Here is a 12,682-nt window from a genome sequence, read left to right on the forward strand (position 1 = left end):
GTCCTCGGCCGACAGGTAAATGATCGGCACGCTGACGTAGCGGTCGTTGTGGCGGATGACCTTGGCCAGTTCGGTGCCGGTGCAGGCCGGCATGTACATGTCGAGGATGATCAGGTCCGGCTGGAAGTCCGCCAGCTCGGCCATGGCCTGGATCGGTTCTATCAGGGTGCGGGTGACGATCCCGGCGCTGTTGAGCAGGCGTTCGGTGTGCAGGGCCTGGGCGCGGGAGTCGTCGATGATCAGCACTTTATAGGGCTCGTACTGGGCGACGCAGGTCAGCACCTCGATCTTTTCCAGCAGGCTCGACGCTTCCAGGGTGCCGGTGAGGAACTCCCGGCCGCCGGCGCGCACGGCGGCCAGGCGGGTCGGGGTGTCGGTTTCGTGCAGGCTGAAGAACAGCAGCGGCAGCGGTTCCTCCAGGCCTTGCTGGGCTTCGGCGGCCAGGGTCAGGCCGATGCCGGGGCCGCTGAAGTCCACGTCCATGACGATGGCGGCGGGCAGGCGTTCGACCATCGAGGAACGGAACGCCGACACGCTGTCCAGCGGCTGGGCGCTGAGGCCGAAGAATTCCAGCTGCTTGGCCAGCCGTTCGGCGCGGTCGTGATCCTGCAGCAGCACGTAGATCGGCTTGCGCAGCGGCGGCAGGAAGGTCTGGTCGAGCTGGTCGCCGTGGCGCAGGCCGGTGCGCGACAGGCGCTGCATCAAGCGGTTGAGGTCGGTGATCAGGCCGCTGCTCAGCCGGCCGCGGTTGGCGTCCACGGCTTCCAGCGACTGGCTGATGTGGTGGGCCAGCTGCGTGTGCTCAGGCTGTTCGAAGCGCTCGGCGAAACGCAGCAGGCGCAGGTTCGCCTCGCTCAGCTCGGCGAGGTCGGCGGTGGACCATTCGCTGCGTTGCAGGCGCTGCCATATCTCAAGAATCTGACGTGCCTGATGAATTACCCGCTGGGCAAAGTGGTGCTTGAGGCGCTCGCGGCTGGGGTCTTCTGGCTCGGTCATATCCTGACTACTAGTTAGGGTGCATGCTGAGATCGACTGGTGGCTCTATGCTAGCACCTCTTTTCCCTTACATGAGTGTCGTACATCAATAATCTGCGGTGCAGCACAATTCAGTTTTTGACTTGACGGTTTCGGCCGGTCCGTGTGCTTCCAGAAAGTGCCCGTGGGCAGGGCTTGCAAGAGGTTTTCTCTCGTCTTTGAAGAGGTTTCCCGACGCGTTTTGGATGTCGTCCTGCAGGAGGTTCTGATTTTTCCCCGGAGGCGGTTTCCAGGGTGTTTATCGCTGGCAGGGTCAGGGAAACCCCTAGAAGACGATTGCCCGGTCATGACCCAGTGTTTCAACGAACGGGCCAGCGATGCCCAGCGCCTGAACCACAACACCACCGCCGTCGACGACGGCCGCACCATCGGTTTCGGCCGCAACCCGCTGGCGGACCTCTCCGACCTCGACCAGCGCATGGAATTCGTCCTCTTTCGGGGCGCGGCATCGCTGTTTTTCTCGGATGCCCGCAACGGCGGGTGCCGGGCCGAGGCACGTTGCTGTATGGTTGCTGTCGAACCGTTGAACCCAAGTCTGAAAGGATATCGCCATGCTGGACTGGAAGAATCGCGCGGGCAGCGCGCCTGAACGTGCCGCCGAACCCAAGTCGGCCACCCGCAGCTATCTGGGCGGCCTGCTGTTCAGCCGTGCGCTGGCCACCCTGGTCGGCATTTACCTGTTGGTGACCATCGGCCTGGGCTGGTACTGGAGCCAGGAGCCGGCGCTGTTTCCGGTGGCGCAGAACGCGCAGGTCGCCGCCGAGCAGGAAGGCAAACAGATGGTGGTCGGCTACACCACCGTCGAGACCCTCAAGACCGTGGCCGGCACGTTGCTGAACAAGCCGGGCGGCTACATCTCCAACGACCGCTTCCCGCCGGGCCTGTGGATGGACAACATGCCGAGCTGGGAATACGGCGTGCTGGTGCAGGTGCGCGACCTGACCCGCGCCCTGCGCAAGGACTTCGCCCGCTCGCAGTCGCAGTCGGCCGAAGACGCCGACCTGGCCAAGGCCGAGCCGCGCTTCAACTTCGACAACAAGAGCTGGATCCTGCCCTCCAGCGAGTCGGAGTTCCAGGAAGGCATCAATTCCCTGACCCGCTACCAGGCGCGCCTGTCGAGCCCCGACCAGAAGAGCGCGCTGTTCTATGCCCGTGCCGACAACCTGAACAACTGGCTGGGCGATGTCGGCACCCGCCTGGGTTCGCTGTCGCAGCGGCTGTCGGCCAGCGTCGGCCGGGTCAAGCTCAACACCGCGCTGAAGACCGAAGTGCCGGCGGTGGGCGAAGTGCCGCAAGTCGACGAGGAAGTGGTCGAGACCCCGTGGATGCAGATCGACAACGTCTTCTATGAGGCCCGTGGCCAGGCGTGGGCGCTGTCGCACCTGCTGCGCGCCATCGAGGTGGACTTCGCCGACGTGCTGGCCAAGAAGAACGCCACGGTCAGCGTGCGCCAGATCATCCGCGAGCTGGAAGCCTCGCAGGAACCGGTGTGGAGCCCGATGATCCTCAACGGCAGCGGCTTCGGCGTGCTGGCCAACCACTCGCTGGTGATGGCCAACTACATTTCCCGGGCCAACGCCGCCGTGATCGACCTGCGCCAACTGCTCAACCAGGGCTGAGCCATGAGCCACACCCCCAACGAGGCGGCCCACCGCGCCGCCTCGGACGCCGAACATATCGCCTGGGTCGACGAGCAGGACAACCTGCTCGGCTCCCTGGCGCGGGCCGAGCTGCGCGAACGCGGGCTGATCGGCCGCGGCACCTACATCATGCTGTTCAACTCCGCCGGGGAGCTGTGCGTGCACCGCCGCACCCTGAGCAAGGCGATCTATCCCGGTTACTGGGACGTGGCCGCCGGGGGCATGGTGCTGGCCAGCGAAACCTACGCCGAATCGGCGGCCCGCGAGCTGGAAGAGGAACTGGGCGTGAGCGGCGTGGAACTGACCGCCCACGACCACTTCTTCTTCGAGGACAGCGAAAGCCGCCTGTGGTGTTCGGCGTTTTCCGCGGTGTGGGACGGCCCCCTGAAACTGCAGCCGGAAGAAGTGTTGGAAGCGCGCTTCATTCCCGTCGGGCAGGTCATGCTCGAAATCACGCAAAAGCCTTATTGCCCGGACTCCCTGGCGGCGCTGGAGCGCTATTTGAAGGCCCAGGGAAACGACGTCGCAAAGAAGGTGTAAATTGGCGCCGATTGGCTCTTAGCAAGTCGGCCTTTTGCCGTTACACTGCGCGACCTTTTCAAGCTGCGCCGGCCCGCTTTCCCGAAAGCGAGCGGTGCAGTAGCGCTGCCCCTGCCTGAGTGGGGCTTCGCGGTCGATCACCTTGCCCAAGGTGGCGGCCAGTCTTTTGTCCTCCCGAGAGGATTGCCGGTGGCCAAAAAAGCCGCATCCTTCGCCGCCCTGGGCGGCCTGGTGTTTTCCACCGACGCAGGTCGTCATTGCCCGGAATGCAGTAAACCGGTGGACGCCTGCATCTGCAGACAGACACAGATCCCGGCCGGCGACGGCATTGCCCGCGTGCGCCGCGAGAGCAAGGGCCGCGGCGGCAAGACGGTGACCACCATCACCGGCGTGCCGCTGGCCATCGATGCGCTCAAGGAGCTGGCGGCGACGTTGAAGAAACGTTGCGGCACCGGCGGCGCACTGAAGGACGGGGTCATCGAAATCCAGGGCGATCATGTCGAGCTACTCTTGGCCGAGCTGATCAAGCAAGGTTTCAAGGCGAAGAAGTCCGGCGGCTAGCAGCCTCTGTGAAAGCCACTCGCGGCTTGATCCGGCCCTGAACCCGTTCAGGCCCGGCGTCGTCTCATTGGTTTTCACAGAGCCTGTTCATGACCGGTCTCTAAACTCGTGACAGCGGGCGCGGTCTACCGCCCGCTGACGAACCGTCATTTTCATTCTTTAGACTGCGCCGGCCTGACTGACAGGCGACGCTTCATGACTTCTTTATAGGGGACTTCGATGTCCGTACGACGCACACGCAAAGACGATGGCAGCCAATGGACAGTTGCGGACAGCCGCAGTGTTTACGGGATCCGCCATTGGGGGGCCGGGTATTTCGCGATCAATGACGCCGGTCGCGTCGAAGTTCGTCCGAACGGCCCGAGCAGTTCGCCCATCGACCTGTTCGAACAGGTCGACCAGCTGCGCAAGAGCGGCTTGTCCCTGCCGTTGCTGGTGCGCTTCCCCGACATCCTGCAGGACCGCGTCCGTCAGCTGACCGGCGCCTTCGACGCGAACATCGAGCGTCTGGAGTACCAGAGCAAGTACACCGCGCTGTACCCGATCAAGGTCAACCAGCAGGAAGCGGTGATCGAGAACATCATCGCCACGCAGAACGTGTCCATCGGCCTTGAGGCCGGCTCCAAGCCGGAGCTGCTGGCGGTGCTGGCGCTGGCGCCGAAGGGCGGCACCATCGTCTGCAACGGCTACAAGGACCGCGAGTTCATCCGCCTGGCGCTGATGGGCCAGAAACTCGGCCACAACGTGTTCATCGTGATCGAGAAGGAATCGGAAGTCGGCCTGGTGATCGAAGAGGCCGCCTCCCTGCGCGTGAAGCCGCAGGTCGGCCTGCGCGTGCGCCTGTCGTCGCTGGCCTCGTCGAAGTGGGCGGACACCGGCGGCGAGAAATCCAAGTTCGGCCTGTCGGCGGCGCAGCTGCTGTCGGTGGTCGAGCGCTTCCGCGCGGCCGGCCTGGATCAGGGCATCCGCCTGCTGCACTTCCACATGGGTTCGCAGATCGCCAACCTGGCCGACTACCAGCACGGCTTCAAGGAAGCGATCCGCTACTACGGCGAGCTGCGCAACCTCGGCCTGCCGGTCGATCACATCGACGTCGGCGGCGGCCTGGGCGTGGACTACGACGGCACCCACTCGCGCAACGCCAGCTCGATCAACTACGACATGGACGACTACGCCGGCGTCGTGGTCGGCATGCTCAAGGAGTTCTGCGACGCGCAGAGCCTGCCGCATCCGCACATCTTCTCCGAAAGCGGCCGTTCGCTGACCGCCCACCACGCGATGCTGGTGGTGCAGGTGACCGACGTCGAGAAACACAACGACGACGTGCCGCAGATCGAGAACAAGGACGCGCTGCCGGAGACCGTGCAGTGGCTGGTGGACCTGCTCGGCCCGACCGACATCGAGATGGTCACCGAGACCTACTGGCGCGCCACCCACTACATGAGCGACGTGGCGGCCCAGTACGCCGACGGCAAGCTGACCCTGGCCGAGAAGGCCCTGGCCGAGCAGTGCTACTTCGCCGTGTGCCGTCGCCTGCACAACTCGCTGAAGGCGCGTCAGCGTTCGCACCGTCAGGTGCTGGACGAGCTCAACGACAAGCTGGCCGACAAGTACATCTGCAACTTCTCGGTGTTCCAGAGCCTGCCGGACACCTGGGCGATCGACCAGGTGCTGCCGATCATCCCGCTGCACCGCCTGGATGAGGAGCCGCTGCGCCGCGCCGTGCTGCAGGACCTGACCTGCGACTCCGACGGCAAGATCAACCAGTACGTCGACGAGCAGAGCATCGAGACCAGCCTGCCGGTGCACGCACTGAACGAGGGCGAGGACTATCTGCTGGGCGTGTTCCTGGTCGGCGCCTACCAGGAGATCCTCGGCGACATGCACAACCTGTTCGGCGACACCGACTCGGTGAACATCTACCAGAACGCCGACGGCAGCGTGTACCACGCCGGCATCGAAACCCACGACACCATCGAGGACATGCTGCGTTACGTGCACCTGTCGCCGGAAGAGCTGATGACCCACTACCGCGACAAGTGCGCCAGTGCCCGCATCAGCGCCAACGAGCGCACCCAGTTCCTCGATGCCCTGCGCCTGGGCCTGACCCGCTCCTCCTACCTGTCCTCCTGAGGCCGGGTGCATGCCTGCCAGGTTGTCTGAATTTTTTCCCAGTACCGTGGAAAATTCGGATGGCCTGGTGGGATCTTTCTCAAGTTTTTCGCGAAATTATTCGCTGTCCTTCCCAGCCAAGCGAAGCAGTCTGCTTTTCGCGTAGGTCATTTCCTAAGTTGTACTTCGGCTCTCTACTCGGCCAAGGCTCTCGGCGAGAATCCCCGGCTGTCCCTCCTGTAGAGATCCGCCCATGTTCGATCCAGTCAACGAGCCGTTGTTTCGCCTCGACGTCACGGGACTGCCCGAGCCCCTGGAAGTGCTGGCGTTTTCCGGTCGCGAAGGCCTTGCCGAACCTTATCTGTTCGACGTCGATGTGCTGATCGACGATCCGCGACTGGATCTGGCCGGCCTGATGTTCCGGCCGGCGTTCCTGCGGTTCGGGCCGGCGCCTGCGGGGGTGCACGGTCAGCTGCAGAGCCTTGTCCAGCATGAGCACGGCTCCGGATCCCGGCTGTGCCGGGTACGGCTGGCGCCGGCGTTGAGCTGTCTGGCGCTGCGCCGCAGCCAGCGGATCTTCAGCGGCCGCTCGGTGCCGCAGATCCTGGATCAGGTGCTCAAGGAGCACGGTATCGTCGGCGTCCAGCGTCGGTTCCGGCTTTCGGGCCACTACCCGCCCCAGGCGTTCCGCACCCAGTACCACGAGTCGGACCTGCAGTTCGTCCAGCGCCTGTGCGCGCAGTCGCGGATTCACTATCACTTCGAGCACCGGCACGACGGGCATTGCCTGGTGTTCGGCGATGACCCGTCCAACCTGCCGCCGGCGGGAGACGCGCCGTTCGGCGGGACGGGCCTGAGCCGATGGCAGGAGCGCAACGGTTGCCGGATGCAGGGCGAGGCGGCGCAGACGGCAGAGGGATGCACGCAGATGCCGCAGCTGCGCAGCGGCCGGCGACTGTCGCTGAACGGCCCTGCGGCCTTGGGCGGCCAGCGTGACTGGCTGCTGGCGCGGGTCGAGCATCAGGCCAGCACGTCCCTGGATCCGCCCTACAGCAACCGCATCGCCTGCATCTCGCCCGACGGTTTTGGACTCGCGGCGGTGCCGCCGGACGTCCCGCGCATGCACAGCCTGCAGCGGGCCTGGGTGGTCGCGGTGGACGAGCCGCAACCGGAGCCGTCGCGGCCGGTGGCGGTGCAGTTCGACTGGATCTACCAGGGCGAAGGCGCGGCGCCCAGCCATTGCTGGCTGCCCCTCGCGCCGGGGCTGGCCGATGTGTCGCCGGCGGCGCTGGGCGAGGGTGTCGAAGTGGTGGTGGGGTTTGTGGATGGGGATCCCGACCGGCCCGTCATCTGCGGCATTCTCCAGGCGCCGGCCGTCGGGGAACCGGTCGGGGAGCACGGACCGCCGGCCGATGCGCAGGAGAGCGAAGGGCTGGCGCAATGGCTGGGCGCTGCGGAGCCGTTGCTGTTGCTGTGCCTGATCCCCGGCGGGGGCAGTTTCGCCCACTGCCCGCAACCGGTCTGCGGTTGCCGGCTGCTGGGTGCGGCGGATCCGGGCGGTATCAGATGAGCGGCCCGTCGTCGGCGCCGATGGCGCAGTGGCTGCTGCTGGACGTCCCCCAGGCGTCCCTGGCGCTGGACACGCTGCGCCGGGGCTTTGCGCAGCAACGTCAGGTCTGGCTGTTCGACGCCACTGAGTTTCAGCCGGTGCGCGAACAGGGCCCGCTGCTGGTCGACCTTCAGGGCTGTCCAGCCCTGGCGGCCCTGTGCCTCAGCGATCCGCAGACCTGGCGCGGACTGTTGCTCTACAGCGAGGCGCCGGCCGAACGCTTGCTGGCGCACCTGCGGCGCATGCTGACGGTGTCGGTCGGGCTGCATCACCGGGCCTTGCTCGGTTTCTACAACGCTCAGACCGCCAGTTACCTGTTCGATGCCTGCGATGCGTCGCAACTGAGCCGCTGGCTCGGGCCGATCCGCCGGCTGCGCTGGTACGGCGGCACGTGGGCCGACCGGGCGCTGGGCAGCCAGGGGTGGCAGCAATTGCGCAATCCGGGGCTGGCGGTCGCACCGCTGGCGATTGACCACAGCCTGAGTGCGCTCCAGCAAAAGCGCTTGCAGACATGCCAACTTGAACAGCACGTCTGGCGCTGGAGCCAGGCGCTGGGCACCGACTACAGTGCGTTGTGGCGGTATGTCCAGGAAGGCCTCGGCCTGGGCTTCAGCGAACGCGCCGTGCTGGACGGCTGGCTGTGGCTGCGAGTGCAGCACCCCCGTGCGCCGCTGGAGCCACCGCCCGGAGGCCTGACCCCGCAGCAGCGGCTCGATCACCTGCATCGCCTGTGGCAGGGTGACGGGCCCTGAGCGAGGGCGGCGTCAATGGGCGCCGGCGCTGAACCAGCCGTCGTCGCGGCGCAGGCGCAGTGCCTGAACGCCGAGCGTCACGCTGCGCAGCACCATGAACAGCAGGAACGAAATCCACAGCCCATGGTTGCCCAGGTCCTGCAGCAGCCAGGCCAGGGGCAGCAGCGCGAACACCGTCAGCAGCATGCAGTTGCGCATCTCCCTGGCCCGGGTGGCGCCGATGAACAGGCCGTCGAGCAGGTAGCTCCAGACGGCGATCAGCGGCAGCGCGGCGAGGTAGGGCAGGTAGACGGAGGCGGTGTCGCGCACGCTCTGGATGTCGGTCTGCATCTCGATGAACAGATGCCCGGCGCACAGGAACCCTGCGGCGAAGCCGAGGCTGGCCAGCAACGACCAGCCGCCGGCCACCACCAGCGAGCGGCGCAGGGCGATGCGGTCGCGGGCGCCGATGGCGTGTCCGCACAGGGCTTCCACCGCGTGGGCCAGGCCGTCCAGGGCGTGGGCCGTCAGCAGCAGGCCGTTGAGCAGCAGCGCATTGGCCGCCACGGTGGCGTCGCCCAGCCGCGCGCCTTGCACGGTGATCAGGAAAAACACCGATTGCAGCGCCAGGCTGCGGATGAAAATGTCGCGGTTGACCATCAGCAACGGGCGCCAGCTGTCCCATCGCTTCAGCGCCGCCCAGACGATGCGGCCGGGATAGGCGCGCAAGGCCTTCGACGTCAACGACAGGCCGAGCAGGGCGCCGCACCATTCGGCCACCACCGACGCCCGGGCCGAACCGGCCACGCCCCAGTCCAGGCCGATGACGAACCACAGGTTGAGCACGATGTTGATCAGGTTGGTGGTCAGCAGGATCGCCAGCGGCGCCCGGGCGTTCTGGGTGCCGAGGAACCAGCCGACCAGCGCATAGGTGGCCAGGGCCGCCGGCAGGCCGAGCAGGCGGGTGTGGAAAAACTCCCGGGTCAGCTGATCGAGCTCCGCCGACGGCTGCATGAAATGCAGGGCGACGCCGCTCAGGGGCACGCCCAGGACACCGAGCAGCGCCGCCAGCCCCATCGCCAGCAGCAGGCCCTGCAGCAGGATCCGGCGCAGCGCCGCGCCGTCGCTGCGACCCGCCGCCTGCGCCGTGAACCCGGTGGTGCCCATGCGCAGGAAACCCATGGCCCAGGCCAGGAACGTGTACAGGCTGGCGCCCACCGCCACGGCGCCCAGCTGATGGGCGTGGGGCAGGTGACCGATGACGGTGCTGTCGACCAGCGCCACCAGCGGCACGGAAATGTTGGAAAGGATCATCGGGGCGGCGAGGGCCCAGACCCGGCGGTGGGTCGGACGGTCACGCCAGTCGGCGGTCAGGTTGGACATGCGGGCTCCTTGAGGTGCCCGCATTGTAGCGGCTGCTTGCGGGGATGGCGCCAGTGGAGGATCCGGCTCAGTGGATGATCCAGCTCAGCAGCCACAGCCCCAGCAGCAGCCAGATGATCCCGGCGACGATCCGCACGTTCATGAAGGCGCGGATCGCCGACCACAGCAGCATCAGCCCGATGATCAGCGTGACGATGCTGATGATCGAGGTGTCCATGCCCAGCGTGCGCGCCAGGCCGTCGATGAAGTTGCCGCCGGCGTTGCCCAGCAGGTTGAACAGGCCGCTCAGGCCGTCGACGATGAAACGGATGACCGAGCCGAGCGCCTGGCCCAACCATTCGAAAAAGCTTTCTGCCTGCATGTATCCATCCTGATCAAAAGGCCGAACCTTGGGCCGCCGCGAGCGCGGCCCGGTTCCCTGCAAGCATAGAGGTTTTGCCTCGTTCCCACAGTGAATCCAACAGCGCCGCCGGACCTGCGCCCCTTGCCTTCGGCCGGCATCCCCCCGAAGCTATGCGCATTCAGGAGAGCCCGATGAACCTTGTTGAACTGACCGAACGCCTGCACGCCATCCGTGACCGCAACGACTGGCGGCAGTTTCACAGCCCGAAGAACCTGGCCATGGCCGCCAGCGTGGAAATGGCCGAGCTGGTGGAGATCTTCCAGTGGCTGAGCGAAGACCAGTCGCGGGAACTGCCGGCGGACAAGCTCGCCCATGCCGGCCAGGAAGTCGGCGACATCGTTCTCTACCTGCTTCTGCTGTGCAGTGAGCTGGGGCTGGACATGAACGAGGTGGTGCGCAGCAAGCTGGCCGACAGCGAACGGCGGTTCGGCGGATGAGCGACCGTCACTTCGACCAATTGGCGACCCGGTTCGCCGAGAAGATCTACGGCGGCGCCAAGGGCGCGATCCGTCTGGCGGTGCTGCAGGCCGACCTGGCCGAGGCCTTGCCGGAGCGGCCGCTGCGGGTGCTGGACATCGGCGCGGGGCTGGGGCACATGTCGCTGTGGCTGGCCGAGCGCGGGCATGAGGTGACCCTGGCCGAGCCCGCCGAACCGATGCTCGAAGGCGCACGCCAGCGTTTCGCCGAGGCCGGGCGGCAGGCGACGTTCATCCAGGCGCCGTGGCAGGAACTGCCGGGCCTGCTCACTGGATCCTACGACCTGGTGATCTGCCATGCAGTGCTGGAATGGCTGGCCGAGCCGCACACGATCCTGCCGGTGCTGCACCGATTGACCGCCCCCGGCGGCTGGCTGTCGCTGGCGTTCTACAACCGCGACGCGCTGGTCTACCGCAACCTGCTCAAGGGCCATTTCAAGAAGCTGCGCAAGAACGACATGGCCGGCGAGAAGCAGAGCCTGACCCCGCAGCAGCCGCTGGATCCGCGGGAGCTGGCCGCGCAACTCGCAGGTTCGTGGCAGGTCGAAAGCCAGAGCGGCGTGCGGGTTTTCCACGATTACATGCCGGTGGAGTTCCAGGCCCGCGCCGCATTGCCGGACTTGCTGGAAATGGAGCTTGCCCACCGTCGTCACCCAAGCTTCGCCGGGCTTGGGCGTTACCTGCACTGGATCTGCCGGCCGATCTGATCGGAGCATGAAATGAAAACGCATTTCGGGTTATTGCTGGTCTGCCTGGGCCTGGCCGCCTGCCAGGGCAGCAACCCTTACGTGGCGCAGTCGCGCCCCTTGCCGCCGGCCCCGCCGCAGGCCGCCACGGTGTTCGACCGCAGCGCCTACCCGGCGCCGCCACGGGACTACGGGCGCTACCGCAGTTGGGCCTGGCTCAACGGGCGCCTGCCGCCGGGCACGGCCTGGGCGGACTCGGCGCAGGTGGCCGAGGCCGTCAGCAACGCCCTCGATCAGCGCGGCTTGCGGCCGTTGCGCGACAACCGCCCGGCCGACCTGTTCGTCAGCGCCGACCTCCGGCTGGAAACCCGTCTGCGCCAGGTGCAGGACGATTACGGCTACTACGGCGGATACGGCGGCTATGACCGCTATGGCCGGGGTTACGGGATGTACAACACCGTGCCGGTCGTGCGCACCTATCAGGAGCAGGTCGTGGTGGTGCGGGTCGATCTGTTCGATGCCGGCACCGGCCAGCCGGTGTGGAGCGCCAGCGCCGAGACCGGCACCCGCGGCAACCAGATCGAACGTGCCGACGCGATCCGCGAGGCTGTGGAAAAGGCCATGTCGGCGTATCCTCCCAGTTAGCTTCAAGGCAACGCGAAGCGCCCCCAAGGTTCATGTCTTCCAACGGAGAAAAACCATGTTCCGCCGTCTCGCTCTACTGGCCGTGGCCGCGCTGCTCAGTGCCTGCGCCGCCAACCAGGTCAACCATGACTTCGACGCCAGCCGCGACTTTGCCGCCTACCGCAGCTGGAGCTGGAAAGAACCCGCCCTGCAATACCGCCCCGACGATCCGCGGATCAAGAGCGACCTCACCGAACAGCGCATCCGCCAGGCCGTCGCCGACCAGCTCGACCAACGCGGCCTGCGCCCGGCGGCCCAAGGGGCCCGGGGCGACCTGAACGTCCAGACCTACCTGATCGTCGAGGACCGTCAGCAACAGGTGACGACCAACTACGGCGGCGGTTGGGGCGGCCCCTGGAACGGCTACTGGGGCGCGCCGATGTACAACGAGACCCGCAACGTCACCTACAAGGTCGCCACCATCCAGATCGACCTGATCGACGGCAAGGACGGCAAACTGGTCTGGCGAGGCAGCGACGAACAGATGCTCAGCCGCACGCCGAACCCGTCCGACCGCAGCAGCGCGATCCGCGAGACCGTCGGCCGGATCCTGGCCAACTACCCGCCGCGTTAGGATCCTTGCGGGCGCTTGCCTGCAAGCGATGAGGCCGGCATTTCCATTGCCTGACCCGCCGCCTTCGCCAGCAGGCTGGCTCCCACAGGACATCTCGGGTGAGCGCCAAGCCTGCGGTCACCGCCGAACCCTGTGGGAGCTGGCTTGCCAGCGATGAGGCCGGCACGGCTGGCATTTTCGTTGCCTGACCCACCGCCATCGCCAGCAGGCTGGCTCCCACAGGACATCTCGGGTGAGCGCCAAGCCTG

At 66.5% G+C, this 12,682-nt stretch carries 13 protein-coding genes and 1 pseudogene; 11 read left to right on the forward strand and 3 right to left on the reverse strand.

The genetic code is table 11. The features are described 5' to 3' along the window. Nucleotides 1-996 (reverse strand): annotated as a pseudogene (gcbA, locus tag ACIP0B_RS10325) (diguanylate cyclase GcbA); the annotation flags it as partial. A gap of 325 nt (nt 997-1,321) precedes the next feature. Between gcbA and ACIP0B_RS10330 the strand changes: the two are divergent. From ACIP0B_RS10330 to ACIP0B_RS10360, 7 genes are all read left to right on the forward strand, one after another. After that, a complete protein-coding gene (locus ACIP0B_RS10330) occupies nt 1,322-1,624 on the forward strand; it encodes a hypothetical protein (RefSeq protein ID WP_400831668.1) in 303 nt (100 codons plus the stop codon). Continuing rightward, the gene (locus ACIP0B_RS10335) at nt 1,587-2,654 is read left to right on the forward strand and encodes a DUF2333 family protein (protein WP_400831670.1); all 1,068 of its coding nucleotides are present in this window, start codon (nt 1,587-1,589) and stop codon (nt 2,652-2,654) included. The genes ACIP0B_RS10330 and ACIP0B_RS10335 overlap by 38 nt, the downstream gene beginning before the upstream one ends. Nucleotides 2,655-2,657: 3 nt before the next feature. After that, nucleotides 2,658-3,215: an NUDIX hydrolase gene (locus tag ACIP0B_RS10340; protein WP_400831671.1), complete on the forward strand. Its 558-nt coding sequence runs from the start codon at nt 2,658-2,660 to the stop codon at nt 3,213-3,215. Nucleotides 3,216-3,404: 189 nt separating this feature from the next. Further along, nucleotides 3,405-3,776, forward strand: coding sequence for a translation initiation factor Sui1 (locus tag ACIP0B_RS10345; RefSeq protein WP_085582968.1), 372 nt, complete (start codon nt 3,405-3,407; stop codon nt 3,774-3,776). Nucleotides 3,777-3,995: 219 nt separating this feature from the next. Continuing rightward, entirely contained in the window at nt 3,996-5,909 is a 1,914-nt protein-coding gene (gene speA, locus ACIP0B_RS10350; RefSeq protein WP_217893818.1) for an arginine decarboxylase, read from the forward strand. 232 nt (nt 5,910-6,141) lie between these two features. Beyond that, the gene (locus tag ACIP0B_RS10355; RefSeq protein WP_400831673.1) at nt 6,142-7,458 is read left to right on the forward strand and encodes a type VI secretion system Vgr family protein; all 1,317 of its coding nucleotides are present in this window, start codon (nt 6,142-6,144) and stop codon (nt 7,456-7,458) included. Continuing rightward, nucleotides 7,455-8,249 (forward strand): DUF4123 domain-containing protein, encoded by a 795-nt coding sequence (locus ACIP0B_RS10360; protein WP_400831675.1) that lies wholly within the window; start codon nt 7,455-7,457, stop codon nt 8,247-8,249. The genes ACIP0B_RS10355 and ACIP0B_RS10360 overlap by 4 nt, the downstream gene beginning before the upstream one ends. A gap of 12 nt (nt 8,250-8,261) precedes the next feature. Here ACIP0B_RS10360 and ACIP0B_RS10365 read toward each other — a convergent pair whose 3' ends face one another. Both ACIP0B_RS10365 and ACIP0B_RS10370 read right to left on the reverse strand, forming a co-directional pair. Then, nucleotides 8,262-9,611 (reverse strand): MATE family efflux transporter, encoded by a 1,350-nt coding sequence (locus ACIP0B_RS10365; protein ID WP_400831677.1) that lies wholly within the window; start codon nt 9,609-9,611, stop codon nt 8,262-8,264. Nucleotides 9,612-9,678: 67 nt separating this feature from the next. Further along, nucleotides 9,679-9,972, reverse strand: a complete 294-nt coding sequence (locus ACIP0B_RS10370; RefSeq protein ID WP_400831678.1) for a hypothetical protein — start codon at nt 9,970-9,972, stop codon at nt 9,679-9,681. Between the two features lie 173 nt (nt 9,973-10,145). Between ACIP0B_RS10370 and ACIP0B_RS10375 the strand changes: the two genes are divergently transcribed. The 4 genes from ACIP0B_RS10375 to ACIP0B_RS10390 are packed head-to-tail and all read left to right on the forward strand — an operon-like array spanning nt 10,146 to nt 12,434. Continuing rightward, entirely contained in the window at nt 10,146-10,451 is a 306-nt protein-coding gene (locus tag ACIP0B_RS10375) for a MazG-like family protein (protein WP_400831680.1), read from the forward strand. Further along, nucleotides 10,448-11,197, forward strand: coding sequence for a methyltransferase domain-containing protein (locus tag ACIP0B_RS10380; protein ID WP_400831682.1), 750 nt, complete (start codon nt 10,448-10,450; stop codon nt 11,195-11,197). Before ACIP0B_RS10375 ends, ACIP0B_RS10380 begins: the two co-directional genes overlap by 4 nt. A 12-nt stretch (nt 11,198-11,209) precedes the next feature. Continuing rightward, nucleotides 11,210-11,821 carry a DUF4136 domain-containing protein gene (locus ACIP0B_RS10385; protein WP_400831684.1) on the forward strand — a complete coding sequence of 204 codons (612 nt, stop codon included), beginning with the start codon at nt 11,210-11,212 and terminating at the stop codon, nt 11,819-11,821. Nucleotides 11,822-11,876: 55 nt separating this feature from the next. Continuing rightward, nucleotides 11,877-12,434 (forward strand): DUF4136 domain-containing protein, encoded by a 558-nt coding sequence (locus ACIP0B_RS10390; RefSeq protein ID WP_400831686.1) that lies wholly within the window; start codon nt 11,877-11,879, stop codon nt 12,432-12,434. The last annotated feature ends 248 nt before the right edge of the window (nt 12,435-12,682 follow it).

Origin of the sequence: Pseudomonas sp. NPDC089534, from assembly GCF_044749305.1 — a bacterium.
Taxonomy (GTDB): Bacteria; Pseudomonadota; Gammaproteobacteria; order Pseudomonadales; family Pseudomonadaceae; genus Aquipseudomonas; species Aquipseudomonas ekonensis.

Bases quoted from the DNA above. Each gene is read 5' to 3' on its own strand.
- ACIP0B_RS10330 (WP_400831668.1), top strand. From the start codon at position 1,322: ATGACCCAGTGTTTCAACGAACGGGCCAGCGATGCCCAGCGCCTGAAC.
- ACIP0B_RS10335 (WP_400831670.1), top strand. From the start codon at position 1,587: ATGCTGGACTGGAAGAATCGCGCGGGCAGCGCGCCTGAACGTGCCGCC.
- ACIP0B_RS10340 (WP_400831671.1), top strand. From the start codon at position 2,658: ATGAGCCACACCCCCAACGAGGCGGCCCACCGCGCCGCCTCGGACGCC.
- speA (WP_217893818.1), top strand. From the start codon at position 3,996: ATGTCCGTACGACGCACACGCAAAGACGATGGCAGCCAATGGACAGTT.
- ACIP0B_RS10355 (WP_400831673.1), top strand. From the start codon at position 6,142: ATGTTCGATCCAGTCAACGAGCCGTTGTTTCGCCTCGACGTCACGGGA.
- ACIP0B_RS10360 (WP_400831675.1), top strand. From the start codon at position 7,455: ATGAGCGGCCCGTCGTCGGCGCCGATGGCGCAGTGGCTGCTGCTGGAC.
- ACIP0B_RS10365 (WP_400831677.1), bottom strand. From the start codon at position 9,611: ATGTCCAACCTGACCGCCGACTGGCGTGACCGTCCGACCCACCGCCGG.
- ACIP0B_RS10370 (WP_400831678.1), bottom strand. From the start codon at position 9,972: ATGCAGGCAGAAAGCTTTTTCGAATGGTTGGGCCAGGCGCTCGGCTCG.
- ACIP0B_RS10375 (WP_400831680.1), top strand. From the start codon at position 10,146: ATGAACCTTGTTGAACTGACCGAACGCCTGCACGCCATCCGTGACCGC.
- ACIP0B_RS10380 (WP_400831682.1), top strand. From the start codon at position 10,448: ATGAGCGACCGTCACTTCGACCAATTGGCGACCCGGTTCGCCGAGAAG.
- ACIP0B_RS10385 (WP_400831684.1), top strand. From the start codon at position 11,210: ATGAAAACGCATTTCGGGTTATTGCTGGTCTGCCTGGGCCTGGCCGCC.
- ACIP0B_RS10390 (WP_400831686.1), top strand. From the start codon at position 11,877: ATGTTCCGCCGTCTCGCTCTACTGGCCGTGGCCGCGCTGCTCAGTGCC.